Raw genomic sequence first — 14,010 nt, 5'->3', positions numbered from 1 at the left:
TCCACCCCGCACCACAGCGGTCGCCGTCGTACCGACGGTGGCCGGGCCCTGCACACCCTTTTCCTCCCTCCACCACCCCTTCTCCCAGGAGGTCGTCATGACCCAGCACAGTCGGGACCTGTCGCGCCGCCGGCTGCTGTTCGGCGGGGCCGCACTCGGCGCCGGCGCACTGCTCGTCGGGTGCACCAGCAACGAGGCGGCGCCCACGGCGGCGCAGACCAAGGCGGCCGACACCGCCGCCGGCGGCAACAGCACCCCCGGCAAGAAGGTGACCATCGGCTTCTCCGCCCCGGCCGCCGACCACGGCTGGCTGGCCGCCATCACCACGAACGCCAAGGCGCAGGCCGCTGCGTACTCCGACGTGGACTTCAAGACCGTCGAGGCCGGCGCGGACGCGGCGGCCCAGCGGGCGGCGCTGTCCACCCTGATCGCCCAGAAGCCGGACGTCATCGTCATGCTGCCGCACGACGGCAAGGAGCTCAACGCCGCCGGCCTGGAGGCGATGAAGGCCGGCATCCCGGTGGTCAACCTGGACCGGGCCTTCCCCGACGCGCTCGCCTACCGCCTACAGATCATGGGCGACAACTACGGCATGGGCGTGGCCGCCGCGAACTACATCGTCGCGCAGCTCAAGGCCAAGGGCGTCAGCACCCCGGTCATCGGTGAGATCCCCGGCATCGACTCGCTGGAGCTGACCCAGCAACGCTCCAAGGGCTTCGCCGACACCCTCGCCGCGGCCGGGTTCAAGGTGGCCAACCGCCGCCCGGCCGAGTTCACCGCTGACTCCGGCCAGCAGGCCGCCACCGGCCTGCTCCAGGCCCTGCCGAAGATCGACGCGGTCTGGAACCACGACGACGACCAGGGCATCGGCGTGCTCGCCGCGGTCAACCAGACCGGCCGCAAGGAGTTCTTCATGGTCGGCGGCGCCGGCTCGAAGAAGGCGATGGAGGACATCCAGGCCGACAACACGGTCCTGAAGGCCACCGTCACCTACAGCCCGTCCATGGCGTCCTCCGCGATCTCGCTGGCCCGGCTCATCGGTCAGGGCAAGGGCATGTCCGACCTGGTGGAGCTCCAGGTGCCCAAGGAGATCGTGCTGGCCTCCGAGACGATCACCAAGGAGAACGCGAGCAGCTACCTCAAGCTCGGGTTCTGACACACGGGGGGAGACCCACCTTGTCCACTCACCACAGTCACCTGCGGGTCGGGATGGTCGGCTACGCGTTCATGGGCGCCGCGCACTCACAGGCGTGGCGCACCGTGAACCGCGTGTACGACCTGCCGGCACGGGTCCGGATGTCGCTGGTCTGCGGTCGGGACACCGCGAAGGTGGCCGACGCCGCCGACCGGCTCGGCTGGGAGGCGCACACCACGGACTGGCGGCGCCTCGTCGAGTCCGACGAGATCGACGTGGTCGACATCTGCACACCGGGCGACAGCCACGCCGAGATCGCGCTCGCCGCGCTGGCCGCCGGCAAGCACGTGCTCTGCGAGAAGCCGCTGGCCAACACGGTGGCCGAGGCCCGGGCGATGGCCGCCGCCGCGGCCACCGCGCGGGCGTCGGGGGTACGGTCCATGTGCGGGTTCAACTACCGCCGGGTCCCCGCCGTGGCCATGATGCGGCGGCTGATCGCCGAGGGCCGGCTCGGCACCATCCGGCACGTCCGGGCGGCGTACCTCCAGGACTGGATCGTGGACCCGCAGTTTCCGCTGGTCTGGCGGTTGCAGCGGGACAGGGCGGGCTCCGGCGCGCTGGGCGACATCGGCGCGCACATCATCGACCTGACCCAGTTCGTCACCGGGCAGCGGATCACCGGCGTCAGCGCGGTCACCGAGACGTTCGTCAAGGAGCGCCCGCTGCCGGCGGAGTCGAGCGGCCTGGCGGCCCAGGCCGCCGGCAACGGGGCGGTCGACGGCCACGGCCCGGCCACCGGCACGGTGACCGTGGACGACGCGGCGGTCTTCGTCGCCCGGCTCGACGGCGGGGCGCTGGCCACGTACGAGGCGAGCCGGTTCGCCACCGGGCGCAAGAACGCGCTCCGAGTGGAGATCAACGGCTCGCTCGGCACCCTGGCCTTCGACCTGGAACGCCTCAACGAGCTGGAGTTCTACGACGCCACGCGGCCGGCGGCCGAACAGGGCTTCACCCGCATCCTGATGACGGAGGAGGACCACCCGTACATGTCGGCGTGGTGGCCGCCCGGTCACATCATCGGCTACGAGCACTCCTTCACCCACCAGATGCGGGACTTCGTCGAGGCGGTCGCCACCGGCGCCGACCCGGCGCCCTCGTTCACCGACGGGTTGCAGGTCCAGCTCGTGCTGGACGCGGTGACCCGCTCGGCGGAGCTGGACTCCACGTGGACCGACGTGGAGCCGACCCTGGAGGCGGTGCCCGCCTGAGCCCGGGTCGGCGGAGGCGGCCCCCGGGTCGCTGCCGCCGACCGCACCGGCGGCAACCGTGCGCCGGTGGAGGAACCGCGGTGGCGGCGCGTGCCGTCGCCACCGCCCGAGAGGCTTTCCGGACCGACCGGCGAGGGACCCGCCGCGGTTGCGCCCCGCGGCGGGGACGAGGTCGGCTCCGGAGGGCGTGCGACGACGGGCTGCGTCCCGCCGCCGCACGAGAGCAGGACGGTCGTCCGGTGCGGCCGGACCGGGATTCCCCGGCCGCGCCGGAGGGCCGCGTACCACGGATGCGGGGGAGGCAGGGACGGGACGCCGACCGGCCCTGCCTGCCAGCCCCGTCCGTCCCGTCCGTCCCGGGGACCGTCCGGTGGCGTCGTCGCCGCCTTCGTCGCCGGACGCGCCCTCGGGCGGGCGGCCGGGCGGGGCGCGCCCCGCACCGAAGTCAATCTCTGGTCGGAGCACTGCTCGGCCGGTACTCCTGATCGGGAAGGAGCACCATGCGTACGGGTGTCTGGCTGGTGGGCGCGCGCGGTTCGGTCGCGACCACCAGCATCGTCGGGGCGCTCGCCCTGCGGGCCGGGCTGACCGGCCCGACCGGCTGCGTCACCGAGCTGCCCGAGCTGCGGGGCCCCGCCCTGCCGTCCTTCACCGACCTGTTCCTCGCCGGCCACGACGTGGTCACCACCCCGCTGGCGAAGCGGGCCGAGGCGTTGGCCGACACCGGCGTACTACCCGCCCGGCTGGCCGCCGCGCTCGGCGAGGAACTGGCCGCCGTCGACGGCGAGGTGCGCCCCGCGCCGACCGGCGGGAGCCAGGCCGACCGGGTGGCCGCCGTCGTCGCCGACCTCACCAGCTTCCGCGACCGGCGCCGGCTCGACCGGGTGGTGGTGGTCAACGTGTCCGCCACCGAACCGGTCGCCCGCCCGCACCCCGCGCACGCCGACCCGGACGCCCTGGCCGCCGCGCTCGCCGGCCCCGACGAGGTGCTGCCGCCCAGCTCGCTGTACGCGTACGCGGCGTTCACCGCGGGCTGCCCGTACGTGGACTTCACCCCGTCGACGGGGGCCCGGCTGCCGGCCCTGGCAGCGCTGGCCGCCCGGCACGCCCTGCCGTACGCCGGGCACGACGGCAAGACCGGGGAGACCCTGCTCAAGTCCGTGCTCGCCCCGATGTTCGCGATGCGGCACCTCGCCGTGCGCTCCTGGTCCGGGGTGAACCTGCTCGGCGGCGGCGACGGCGCCACGCTGGCCGAACCGGACGCCAACGCCGCCAAGGTGGCCAGCAAGCAGCGGGTCCTCGGCGAGACCCTCGGCTACGTCCCGCAGGGCAACACCCGCATCGAGTACGTCGAGGAACTGGGCGACTTCAAGACCGCCTGGGACCTGGTCACCTTCGCCGGCTTCCTCGGCACCGGCATGCGGATGGAGTTCACCTGGCACGGCTGCGACTCGGCGCTGGCCGCCCCGCTCGTGCTCGACCTGGCCCGGATCACCGCCGCCGCGCACGCCGCCGGCCGGCACGGGCCCCTGACCGACCTCGCGTTCTTCTTCAAGGACCCGCTCGACGCGCCCACCCACGCGCTCGCCGAGCAGTGGGCCCGGCTGACCGGCTTCGTCGCCGCGCTGCACGCCGACGCCGCCCGGCGGACCGGCGGTGCGGCGTGACCAGCATCGCCGATCTGGCCGAGCTGGTCCGCGCCCCGGCCGGGCTCTCCGTGCCGGGCGACGTGCTGGCCGGCGCGGCGGCGGCCGGGGTGCTCGGCCGGCGTACGCCCGGCCTGGCCGCCGCGTCGGTGCTGCTGTACTGGGCCGGGATGGCCGCGAACGACTGGGCCGACCGGCGGCTCGACGCCGTCGAGCGCCCGGAGCGGCCGATCCCCAGCGGCCGGATCAGCCCGCCGGCCGCGCTCGGCCTCGCCACCGGCCTCACCGCCGCCGGGGTGGCCCTCGCGACCGCCGCGGGCGGCCGGCGTGCCGCCGCTGTCGCCGTCCCGCTCGCCGTCGCCGTCTGGGGGTACGACCTCGCGGCGAAGAACACCGCCGCCGGCCCGGCCGTGATGGCCGCCTGCCGGGGGCTGGACGTGCTGCTCGGCGCGACCGGCGGCCGGCTGTCCCGGGCCGTCCCGGCGGCGGTCACCGTGGCCGCGCACACCTGGACGGTCACCGCGCTGTCCCGCCGCGAGGTCAGCGGGACGGACCGCCGGCTGCCGCAGGCGACCCTCGCCGGGACCGCCCTGGTCGCCGCCGCCGCGGTCGGCCCCCGCCCGGCCGCCGCCCCGGTGGCCCTCGCCGCCGGCTACCTCGCCCGGTACGGCGGAGCCCAGGCCCGGGTGCTGTCCGACCCGTCGGCGGGCCGGGTCCGGGCCGCCGTCGGCGCCGGCATCACCGGCCTGCCCGCGTTGCAGGGCGCGCTGACCGCCCGGGCCGGCGCGGGCCTGCTCGGGCTCGCGGTGGCCGCCGCCGCCCCGCTGGCCGGGCGGCTCGCCCGGTGGGTGTCCCCGACATGACCGGGCGGACAGCCGGGCTCCGGTTCGGGTACGGGACGAACGGCTTCGCCAACCACCGGCTCGACGACGCGCTGGCCGTCCTCGCCGACCTGGGCTACCACGGGGTGGCCCTCACCCTGGACCACGACCACCTCGACCCGTTCGCCCCCGACCTGGCCCGGCGGACCGCCGCCGTGCGCCGCCGGCTCGAAACGCTCGGCCTCGCCGTGGTGGTCGAGACGGGGGCCCGGTACCTGCTCGACCCGTGGCACAAGCACGCCCCCACCCTGTTGCACGACGAACCCGCCCGCCGGGTCGAGTTCCTGTGCCGGGCGGTCGCGGTCGGCGCGGACCTGGGCGCCGAGGCGGTCTCGTTCTGGGCCGGGGTGCGTCCCGCCGACGTCCCGCCGGCCGTCGCCTGGGACCGCCTCGTGGCGGGCTGCGCCACGGTCTGCGCGGCGGCGGACGCGGCCGGCGTGCCGCTCGGCTTCGAGCCGGAGCCCGGCATGCTGGTCGAGGACATCGCGGGCTGGCGGCGGCTGCGCGCCGCGCTCGGCGGGCCGGCGTCGTTCGGCCTCACCCTCGACATCGGGCACTGCCGGTGCCTGGAGGCGGCCGACGTGCCCGACTGCGTCCGGTCGGTCGGCGAGCACCTGGTCAACGTGCAGATCGACGACATGCGCCGGGGCGTGCACGAGCACCTGGAGTTCGGCGCGGGCGAGATCGACTTCCCGCCGGTGCTCGGGGCGCTCGCCGAGGTCGGCTACCGGGGACTGGTCGCCGTGGAGCTACCCCGGCACTCGCACGCCGCCCCGCAGGTGGCCGCCCGGTCCCTGGACTTCCTCCGCGCCGCCGCCGCGCCGGCCGGGCGCCATCCCAGCACCGCGCCGGCGGGCCCGGCGGACCACCCCGGCGGTGGCTGAGCACGTCCGCACCAGCTCGGAAGGGAGAGCGGGATGACACCCGAACGACTACGCGCCGCGCTGCGGGGGGTACCCGACCCGGAGTGGCTGGACGCGGCGCGGGAGCGCGTCGCGGCCGAGCCGGCCACGATCGGGCGCTGGTTCGCCGCCGCGGCCCGGCGCTGCGGCCGGGGGCCGCTGTCCGACCTGCCCGGTTGGACCGCCGACGAGGCGGCCCGGGCGCTGCTGCTGGCCGCGCTCCCCGCAGACCACGCCAGCCACGCGGCCGACCTGTACCGGCACGGCGACGCCGCCGAGAAGCGCGCGGTGCTGCGGGCCCTGCCGTTGCTGCCGGTCGGCGCGGCCGGGGCGCCGCTGCTGCACGACGCGATCCGTACCAACGACACCCGGCTGCTGGCCGCCGCGCTCGGCCCGTACGCCCGGCACCTCGACCCGGCCGCCTGGCGGCAGGCGGTGCTCAAGTGCGTCTTCACCGGCGTGCCGCTGGCCCTGGTGCACGACCTCGACGCCCGGGCCGACGGGGAGCTGGCCGCCATGCTCGGCGGGCTGGCCGCCGAGCGGCGGGCCGCCGGCCGCGACGTCCCCGCCGACGCCGCCGCCCTGCTCGACCGGCTCGCCGCCAGCACGCCCGGTGGCCCGAGCCCCACCGCCCGACCCGACGCCACGGAGGCGTGACATGCGCATCTTCGACCCGCACATCCACATGACCTCGCGCACCACCGACGACTACGAGCGGATGGCCGCCGCCGGGGTGCGGGCGGTGGTGGAGCCGGCGTTCTGGCTGGGCCAGCCGCGCACCAGCCCGGACAGCTTCGCCGACTACTTCGACTCGATCATCGGCTGGGAGCCGTTCCGGGCCGGACAGTTCGGCGTCCGGCACCACGCCACCATCGCGCTGAACCCGAAGGAGGCCAACGACCCGCGCTGCCGGCCCGTGCTCGACCTGCTGCCCCGGTACCTGGAGAAGGACCAGGTCGTCGCGGTCGGCGAGATCGGGTACGACTCGATGACGCCGGAGGAGGACGAGGCGTTCGCCGCCCAGCTCGCCCTGGCCGTCGCCCACGACCTGCCGGCCATGGTGCACACCCCGCACCGGGACAAGGTCCGGGGCGTGGAACGCAGCCTCGCCGTGGTCGCCGAGTCCGGCATCGACCCCGGCCGGGTGGTGCTCGACCACCTCAACGAGGTGACCGTCGGGCTGGTCCGGGACACCGGCTGCTGGCTGGGCTTCTCCATCTACCCGGACACCAAGATGTCCCCGCCCCGGATGGTCGAGCTGCTGCGGCTGCACGGCACCGAGCGGATGCTGGTGAACTCGGCGGCCGACTGGGGCCGCTCGGACCCGCTGCTCACCCGGGCCACCGGCGAGGCGATGCTGCTCGCCGGCTTCACCGACGACGACGTCGACCGGGTGCTGTGGCGCAACCCGGCCGAGTTCTACGGCCAGTCGGGCCGGCTGGACCTCACCGGCCTGGACCCCGCCGACGGACCGCCCGAGGGCGGGGGCGGCACGTTCGCCGGCAACTCGATCCTGCGCGGCGGAAGCTGATGCGGCTGCGACACGGCGGCGGCGACACCGTCCACCTCGGCTACTGCACCAACGTGCACCCCGCCGAGGACCTTGCCGGCGTCCTCGGTCAACTGGACACCTACGCCGTTCCGGTACGCCGCGCCCTCGGCGGCGACCTGCTCGGGCTCGGGCTGTGGCTGGCCGCCCCGGTGGCCGCCGAGCTCGCCGCCGACGAGGCCCTGCGCCGCCGGCTGCGCGCCGAGCTGACCGCGCGCGGGCTGGAGGTGGTGACGCTCAACGGCTTCCCGTACTCGGCCTTCCAGGCCCCGGTGGTCAAGCACGCCGTCTACCACCCGGACTGGACCAGCCCGCGGCGGCTCGCGTACACCCTGGACCTGGCCCGGGTGCTGGCCGACCTGCTGCCCGAGGACGCGGCCCGGGGATCGGTGTCCACCCTGCCGCTGGCCTGGCGGACCCCCTGGGACGCCGACCGGTCCGCCGCGGCGCGGCGGCAGCTCGACGCGCTGGCCGCCGGCCTCGCCGCGGTCGAGCGGGACACCGGCCGGCCGATCCGGATCGGGTTCGAGCCGGAGCCGGGCTGCGTGGTGGAGTCCACCGGACAGGCCGCCGCCCTGCTCGCCGGGACGGACCCGGACCGGCTCGGGATCTGCCTGGACCTGGCCCACCTGGCCTGCGCCTGGGAGGAGCCGGCCGCCGCCCTGGCCCGGCTCGCCGCCGCCGGCCTGCCGGTGGTGAAGGTGCAGGTCTCCGCCGCGATCGAGGCCCCGGCCGGGGAGACGGAGGCGCTGCACCGCTGGGTGGAGCCGCGCTTCCTGCACCAGACCCGGGGCGCGGGCTGCGCGCACGCCGCCGACCCGGCCGACCCCGGGCACGCCGCCGACGACCTCGACGCGGCCCTGGCCGCCCGGCTGCCCGGCCCGTGGCGGGTGCACTACCACGTGCCGCTGCACGCCCCGCCCGAGCCGCCGCTGGCCGCCACCGTGCCGGTGCTGCGGGCCGCGCTGGCCGCGCTGTTCGCCGGGCCGGTCGCCGGCTGCGACCACCTCGACGTGGAGACGTACACCTGGGGGGTGCTGCCGCGGGCGCGGCGCCCGCGCGACGCCGCGGAGCTGGCCACCGGGATCGCCGCCGAGCTGGCCTTCGCCCGCGACGAGCTGGTCGCCGTGGGCCTCGCGCCGGCGGACGCGCCGGCCGCCACGGCGGTGCGGCCGTGAGCCATCGACACCGCGCCGCCGTGCCGCACGGCGGTGCCGAAACCAAGGGAGGTCCCGGCGTGAGCGAGCGTCAGCGAGTGAGTCATCGGCCCGGCGCGGTGCCGGCATGAGCAGGCGGCTGGTGGTGCTGGACGTGGTGGGGCTGACCCCGCGCCTGCTGGAGCACATGCCCCGGCTGCGGTCGGTGGCCGACGGCGGGTTCACCGCCACGCTGGGCACGGTGCTGCCGGCGGTCACCTGCGCGGTGCAGTCCACCTTCCTCACCGGCGAGCCCCCGGCCGGGCACGGGATCGTCGGCAACGGCTGGTACTTCCGGGACCTCGGCGAGGTGTTCCTCTGGCGGCAGCACAACGCCCTGGTCGGCGGGGAGAAGCTGTGGCAGGCCGCCCGCCGGGCCGAGCCCGGCTACACCGTGGCCAACGTCTGCTGGTGGTACGCCATGGGCGCGGACGTGGACTGGACGGTCACCCCCCGCCCGGTCTACCACGCCGACGGCCGCAAGGAGCCCGACTGCTACACGGACCCGCCGGAGCTGCACGACACCCTCACCGCCAAGCTGGGCACGTTCCCGCTGTTCACCTACTGGGGGCCGGGGGCCGGGCTGCCCTCGTCGGCCTGGATCTGCAAGGCGGCGGAGGAGATCCTTGCCGACCACGCCCCGGACCTGACCCTGGTCTACGTCCCCCACCTGGACTACGACCTGCAACGGTTCGGGCCGTCCTCGCCACGGGCCGCCGCCGCGGCGGCCGAGCTGGACGAGGTGCTCGGCCCGCTGATCGACGCCGCCCGGGCCCGGGACGCCACGGTCGTGGCGCTGTCCGAGTACGGCATCACCGACGTGGCCCGCCCGGTGGACGTCAACCGGCTGCTGCGCGCCGAGGGGATGCTGCGGGTGCACACCCAGGAGGGCATGGAGTACCTGGACCCGTGGACGTCCCGGGCGTTCGCCGTCGCCGACCACCAGGTGGCGCACGTCTACGTCCGGGACCCGGCCGACGTGCCGGCGGTGGCGAAGCTCTGCGCCGGGCTGCCCGGGGTGGCCGAGGTGCTGGACGCCGACGGCCAGGCCGCGTACGGGCTGGCCCACCCGCGCTCCGGCGAGCTGGTGCTGGTGGCCGATCCGGACGCCTGGTTCACCTACTACTACTGGCTCGACGACGCCCGCGCCCCGGACTTCGCCCGCCTCGTGGAAATCCACCGCAAGCCCGGGTACGACCCGGCGGAGCTGTTCTTCGACCCGGCCGCGCCCGGCGCGGCGAAGCGGCGCGCCGGCGTCGCCCTGGCCCGCAAGAAGCTGGGCATGCGGTACCTGATGAGCGTCGTCGGGCTGGACGCCGGGGCGCGGGCGGTGCGCGGCTCGCACGGGCGGCTGCCGGCCGACCCGGCGGACGCCCCGGTGCTGCTCTGCTCCGACCCGGGCCCGGCCCGGGACGCGGTGGCCGCCACCGAGGTCAAGTCGCTGCTGCTGGAGCTGGCCGGGCTGTCGCAGCCGGAGTGACCAAGGAGGACACATGACGGTGACGGTCGCCCCCACCGACGCGAGCGGCCTGCGAACCCGGGTCGACGCCGAGCTGGCCGCGTTCCTCGACCGGCAGGCCCCGCAGTGGCCGGACGGCGCGCCCCGGGGCGTCTTCACGGCCCTGCACCGGTTCGTGCTGGCCGGCGGCAAGCGGCTGCGCCCGCAGTTCTGCTACTGGGGCTGGCGGGGCGCCGACGGCGACGATGCCGGCGGCGACGGTACCCCGATCGTGGTCGCCTCGGCGGCCCTGGAGCTGTTCCACGCGTTCGCGCTGATCCACGACGACATCCTGGACCGCAGCGACCAGCGCCGGGGCGCGCCCTCGGTGCACCGGCTCTTCGCCGAGCTGCACGCCCGCTCCGCCTGGCGGGGCGACCCGGAGGCGTACGGGCGCAACACCGCCCTGCTCTGCGGTGACCTCTGCGCGGCCTGGTCGGACCAGATGTTCCACGAGTGCGGGCTGCACCGGGACCAGGTGCTCCGGGGGTACGCGGTGTTCGCGCTGATGCGTACCGAGGTGATCGCGGGGGAGTACCTGGACCTGGTCTCCGGGGTGGGCGACGGCTCGGTGGCCAGCGCGCTGACCGTGATCCGGCTGAAGGCCGCCCGGTACACGGTGACCCGGCCGTTGCAGATCGGCGCGGCGCTGGCCGGCGCCGGGCCGGAGCTGCTCGCCGCGCTGGCCGAGTTCGGCGACCCGCTCGGCGACGCCTTCCAGCTCCGCGACGACGTGCTGGGTGTCTTCGGCGACCCGACGGTCACCGGCAAGTCCGTCCTGGACGACCTGCGCGAGGGCAAGCCGACGGTGATGATGGCGCTGGCCCGGGCGGCGGCGGACCGGGCGCAGACCGTCCGGCTGCGGGAGTTGTTCGGCAACCCCGACCTGGACGACGACGGCGCCGCCGAGCTGCGGTCGATCATCGACGCCACCGGGGCCCGGGAGGAGATCGAGCGGATGATCCGGGTCCGGGTGGAGGCGGCCCTGCGCGCCCTGGCCGACGCCCCGCTCACCCCGCCGGCCCGGGAGGCGCTCACCGCGCTGAGCGCCCATTCCGTCGCCCGCGCCCACTGAGTCCACCCGGGACTTTTGCCAGAACGAGCAAAAGTTGAGGTTGGGTGGTCAGAAGGTATGGACACCAGCAATTCATGGATATTAATGTCTGAGGCATCACGAAGGTGTTTCGTCGAGGTGAACCGGCGGCGCGGTGACCCATCGACTGGTGACCCCCGGGCACGCACCCGTCCCGCCCGGAGGCCGCGGCGGTCGGGCAGGCACCCGACGGCCCGAGCGCATCCCCCCGCTACGGCATCCGGCGCGACGGCGCGCGCCCCGCCCTGGCAGTCAGACGTCAGGAAGGGACTGCACAACGATGTCCATCAAGGACGCTCCCACCCGCCACCCCCGACGGTGGCCCACCGCCGCCGCGGCGCTGCTGCTGGTCGTGGCCGCCGGCGCCGTCGGCCTCGGCGCCGGACCGGCCGCCCTCGGCGGCCCCACCCCGGCCGCCGCGCACGTGATCACCGGCAGCGACTTCCAACAGGTCGAGCTGGCCCGAGGCGTCGCGGAGACCGGCGAGCCGATGTCTCTGGCCGTGCTGCCGGACCGGTCGGTCCTGCACACCGCCCGCAACGGCACGCTGCGCCGCACCGACGCCGCCGGCACCACCACGGTCGTCGGCACCGTGGCCGTCTACAGCCACGACGAGGAGGGGTTGCAGGGCGTCGGGGTCGACCCGAACTTCGCCACCAACCGGCACATCTACCTCTACTACGCGCCGCCGCTGACCACCCCCGCCGGGGACGCCCCCGCCACCGGCACCGACTTCTCCGCCTGGCAGGGCGTCAACCGGCTGTCCCGGTTCACCTTGAACGCCGACTTCACCGTCAACCAGGCCAGCAAGGTCGACGTGCTGGACGTCCCGGCCGACCGGGGCCTGTGCTGCCACGTCGGCGGGGACATCGACTTCGACGCCGCCGGCAACCTGTACCTGTCCACCGGCGACGACACCAACCCGTTCGACTCCGCCGGGTACGCCCCGATCGACGAGCGGACCAACCGCAACCCCGGGTACGACGCGCAGCGCAGTTCCGGCAACACCAACGACCTGCGCGGCAAGATCCTACGTATCAAGGTCAACGCGAACGGGTCGTACTCGATCCCCGCCGGCAACCTGTTCGCGCCCGGCACCGCGAAGACCCGCCCGGAGATCTACGCGATGGGCTTCCGCAACCCGTTCCGGATCAGCGTGGACAGGGCCACCGGGATCGTCTACGTCGGCGACTACGGGCCGGACGCCGGCACCACCAGCGCCACCCGGGGCCCCAGCGGGCAGGTCGAGTTCAACCGGGTCGCCGGGCCCGGCAACTACGGCTGGCCGTACTGCACCGGCACCAACACCGCCAGCGAGACGTACAACGAGTGGGACTTCGCCACCGGCACCGGCGGCGCCAAGTACGACTGCGCGGGCGGGCCGACCAACAACTCGTTCCGCAACACCGGCCTCGGCAAGCTGCCGGCCGCGAAGCCGGCCTGGATCCGGTACGCCGGTGACGCCGGCACCCCGCCCGAGTTCGGCGGCGGCTCCGAGTCCCCGATGGGCGGCCCGGTCTACCGGTACGACGCCGCCTCCACCTCGACGACGAAGTTCCCGCAGTCCTTCGACGGGCAGTTCTTCGCCACCGAGTTCGGCCGCGGCTGGATCAAGCCGATCCACGTCAACGCCGACGGCTCGCCCGGCACCATCGACGCCTTCCCGTGGACCGGCAAGCAGGTGATGGACTCGGCCTTCGGCCCGGACGGCGCGTACTACGTGCTCGACTACGGCACCGGCTACTTCAACGGCGACGCCAACTCCGCGCTCTACCGCTTCGACTACATCGCCAGCGGCAACCGGGCCCCGACCGCCCGGGCGAGCGCGGACCGGACGTCCGGGGCGGCCCCGCTGGCCGTGAACTTCTCCTCGGCCGGGTCGACGGACCCCGACGGCGGGGCGCTGACCTACGCGTGGGCGTTCGGCGACGGCACCACCTCCACCGCCGCCAACCCGGCCAAGACGTACACCGCGAACGGCACGTACACCGCCACGCTCACCGTGCGCGACCCGCAGGGGGCCACCGGCAGCGCCAGCGTCACCATCACCGTGGGCAACACGGCACCGACCGTGACCGTGAACAGCCCCGGCAACGGCCGGCTCTTCTCCTTCGGCGACACCGTGCCGTTCAGCATCACCGTCACCGACCCCGAGGACGGCACGATCGACTGCGCCAAGGTCAAGATGACCTACGTGCTCGGCCACGACCAGCACGGCCACCAGATCACCTCGGCGAACGGCTGCTCCGGCTCGATCGCCATCCCGGTCGACGGCGAGCACGACGACGCGGCGAACATCTTCGCCATCTTCGACGCCGAGTACACCGACCGGGGCGGGCTGACCACGCACACCCAGCACACCCTCCAGCCCCGGCACCGGCAGGCCGAGCACTTCAAGACCTCGTCCGGCATCGCCACCTTCGACAAGGGCACCGCCGAGGGCGGCAAGACCGTCGGCAACATCGAGAACGGGGACTGGATCGCGTTCCAGCCGTACCAGCTCGGGAACGTGACCTCGTTCAGTGCCCGGGTCTCCTCGGCCGGGGCGGGCGGCACCCTCCAGGTGCGGGCCGGCTCGGCCACCGGGACGGTCCTCGGCTCGGCCGCCGTGCCGGTCACCGGGGCGTGGGACGCGTTCACCACGGTCACCGGGGCGGTCTCCGGCGCGCCCGCCGGCACCACCACCCTGTACCTCACCTTCGCCGGCGGGGCCGGGGCGCTCTACGACGTGGACGCGTTCACCCTGGACACCGCCGCCACCACCCGGACCGGCCCGGTCCGGGGCCTGGGTGGCAAGTGTCTCGACGTGCGTAACGGTGCGAGTGCCGACGGTACCCAGGTC

Annotated in this window: 11 protein-coding genes; all 11 read left to right on the top strand. The window is 75.1% G+C overall.

Features of this window, described 5'->3' with window-relative positions; translation table 11 throughout:
- Nucleotides 1–97: 97 nt before the first annotated feature.
- Complete coding sequence (locus C5N14_RS25655) at nt 98–1,156, top strand: substrate-binding domain-containing protein (RefSeq protein ID WP_117671512.1); 1,059 nt, start codon at nt 98–100, stop codon at nt 1,154–1,156.
- 53 nt (nt 1,157–1,209) lie between these two features.
- Entirely contained in the window at nt 1,210–2,403 is a 1,194-nt protein-coding gene (locus tag C5N14_RS25650; RefSeq protein ID WP_207892867.1) for a Gfo/Idh/MocA family protein, read from the top strand.
- A 500-nt stretch (nt 2,404–2,903) separates the two neighbouring features.
- The gene (locus tag C5N14_RS25645) at nt 2,904–4,070 is read left to right on the top strand and encodes an inositol-3-phosphate synthase (protein ID WP_117671508.1); all 1,167 of its coding nucleotides are present in this window, start codon (nt 2,904–2,906) and stop codon (nt 4,068–4,070) included.
- Nucleotides 4,067–4,912, top strand: coding sequence for an SCO3242 family prenyltransferase (locus C5N14_RS25640; protein WP_117671506.1), 846 nt, complete (start codon nt 4,067–4,069; stop codon nt 4,910–4,912). Before C5N14_RS25645 ends, C5N14_RS25640 begins: the two co-directional genes overlap by 4 nt.
- Nucleotides 4,909–5,814 (top strand): sugar phosphate isomerase/epimerase, encoded by a 906-nt coding sequence (locus C5N14_RS25635; protein ID WP_117671504.1) that lies wholly within the window; start codon nt 4,909–4,911, stop codon nt 5,812–5,814. Before C5N14_RS25640 ends, C5N14_RS25635 begins: the two co-directional genes overlap by 4 nt.
- A gap of 33 nt (nt 5,815–5,847) precedes the next feature.
- Nucleotides 5,848–6,489: an EboA domain-containing protein gene (locus tag C5N14_RS25630; protein ID WP_117671502.1), complete on the top strand. Its 642-nt coding sequence runs from the start codon at nt 5,848–5,850 to the stop codon at nt 6,487–6,489.
- Between the two features lies 1 nt (nt 6,490).
- Nucleotides 6,491–7,363, top strand: coding sequence for a TatD family hydrolase (locus tag C5N14_RS25625; protein ID WP_117671500.1), 873 nt, complete (start codon nt 6,491–6,493; stop codon nt 7,361–7,363).
- Nucleotides 7,363–8,559, top strand: coding sequence for a metabolite traffic protein EboE (gene eboE, locus C5N14_RS25620; protein ID WP_117671498.1), 1,197 nt, complete (start codon nt 7,363–7,365; stop codon nt 8,557–8,559). The genes C5N14_RS25625 and eboE overlap by 1 nt, the downstream gene beginning before the upstream one ends.
- Before the next feature lie 106 nt (nt 8,560–8,665).
- Entirely contained in the window at nt 8,666–10,057 is a 1,392-nt protein-coding gene (locus tag C5N14_RS25615) for an alkaline phosphatase family protein (RefSeq protein ID WP_117671496.1), read from the top strand.
- A 13-nt stretch (nt 10,058–10,070) separates the two neighbouring features.
- Nucleotides 10,071–11,150 carry a polyprenyl synthetase family protein gene (locus tag C5N14_RS25610; protein ID WP_117671495.1) on the top strand — a complete coding sequence of 360 codons (1,080 nt, stop codon included), beginning with the start codon at nt 10,071–10,073 and terminating at the stop codon, nt 11,148–11,150.
- Between the two features lie 298 nt (nt 11,151–11,448).
- The coding region (locus C5N14_RS25605; protein WP_117671493.1) for a PQQ-dependent sugar dehydrogenase at nt 11,449–14,010 on the top strand (2,562 nt) is incomplete at its 3' end.

Origin of the sequence: Micromonospora sp. MW-13 (assembly GCF_003434305.1) — a bacterium.
Lineage (GTDB): Bacteria > Actinomycetota > Actinomycetes > Mycobacteriales > Micromonosporaceae > Micromonospora.
The sequence above is the reverse complement of the archived record's forward strand: the minus strand, read 5'-3'. Positions and strand labels throughout refer to the sequence as shown.

What these genes read in the sequence shown, in the direction of transcription:
- C5N14_RS25610 (WP_117671495.1), top strand. Translation starts at nt 10,071, where the DNA reads ATGACGGTGACGGTCGCCCCCACCGACGCGAGCGGCCTGCGAACCCGG.
- C5N14_RS25635 (WP_117671504.1), top strand. Translation starts at nt 4,909, where the DNA reads ATGACCGGGCGGACAGCCGGGCTCCGGTTCGGGTACGGGACGAACGGC.
- C5N14_RS25650 (WP_207892867.1), top strand. Translation starts at nt 1,210, where the DNA reads ATGGTCGGCTACGCGTTCATGGGCGCCGCGCACTCACAGGCGTGGCGC.
- C5N14_RS25630 (WP_117671502.1), top strand. Translation starts at nt 5,848, where the DNA reads ATGACACCCGAACGACTACGCGCCGCGCTGCGGGGGGTACCCGACCCG.
- eboE (WP_117671498.1), top strand. Translation starts at nt 7,363, where the DNA reads ATGCGGCTGCGACACGGCGGCGGCGACACCGTCCACCTCGGCTACTGC.
- C5N14_RS25625 (WP_117671500.1), top strand. Translation starts at nt 6,491, where the DNA reads ATGCGCATCTTCGACCCGCACATCCACATGACCTCGCGCACCACCGAC.
- C5N14_RS25645 (WP_117671508.1), top strand. Translation starts at nt 2,904, where the DNA reads ATGCGTACGGGTGTCTGGCTGGTGGGCGCGCGCGGTTCGGTCGCGACC.
- C5N14_RS25615 (WP_117671496.1), top strand. Translation starts at nt 8,666, where the DNA reads ATGAGCAGGCGGCTGGTGGTGCTGGACGTGGTGGGGCTGACCCCGCGC.
- C5N14_RS25655 (WP_117671512.1), top strand. Translation starts at nt 98, where the DNA reads ATGACCCAGCACAGTCGGGACCTGTCGCGCCGCCGGCTGCTGTTCGGC.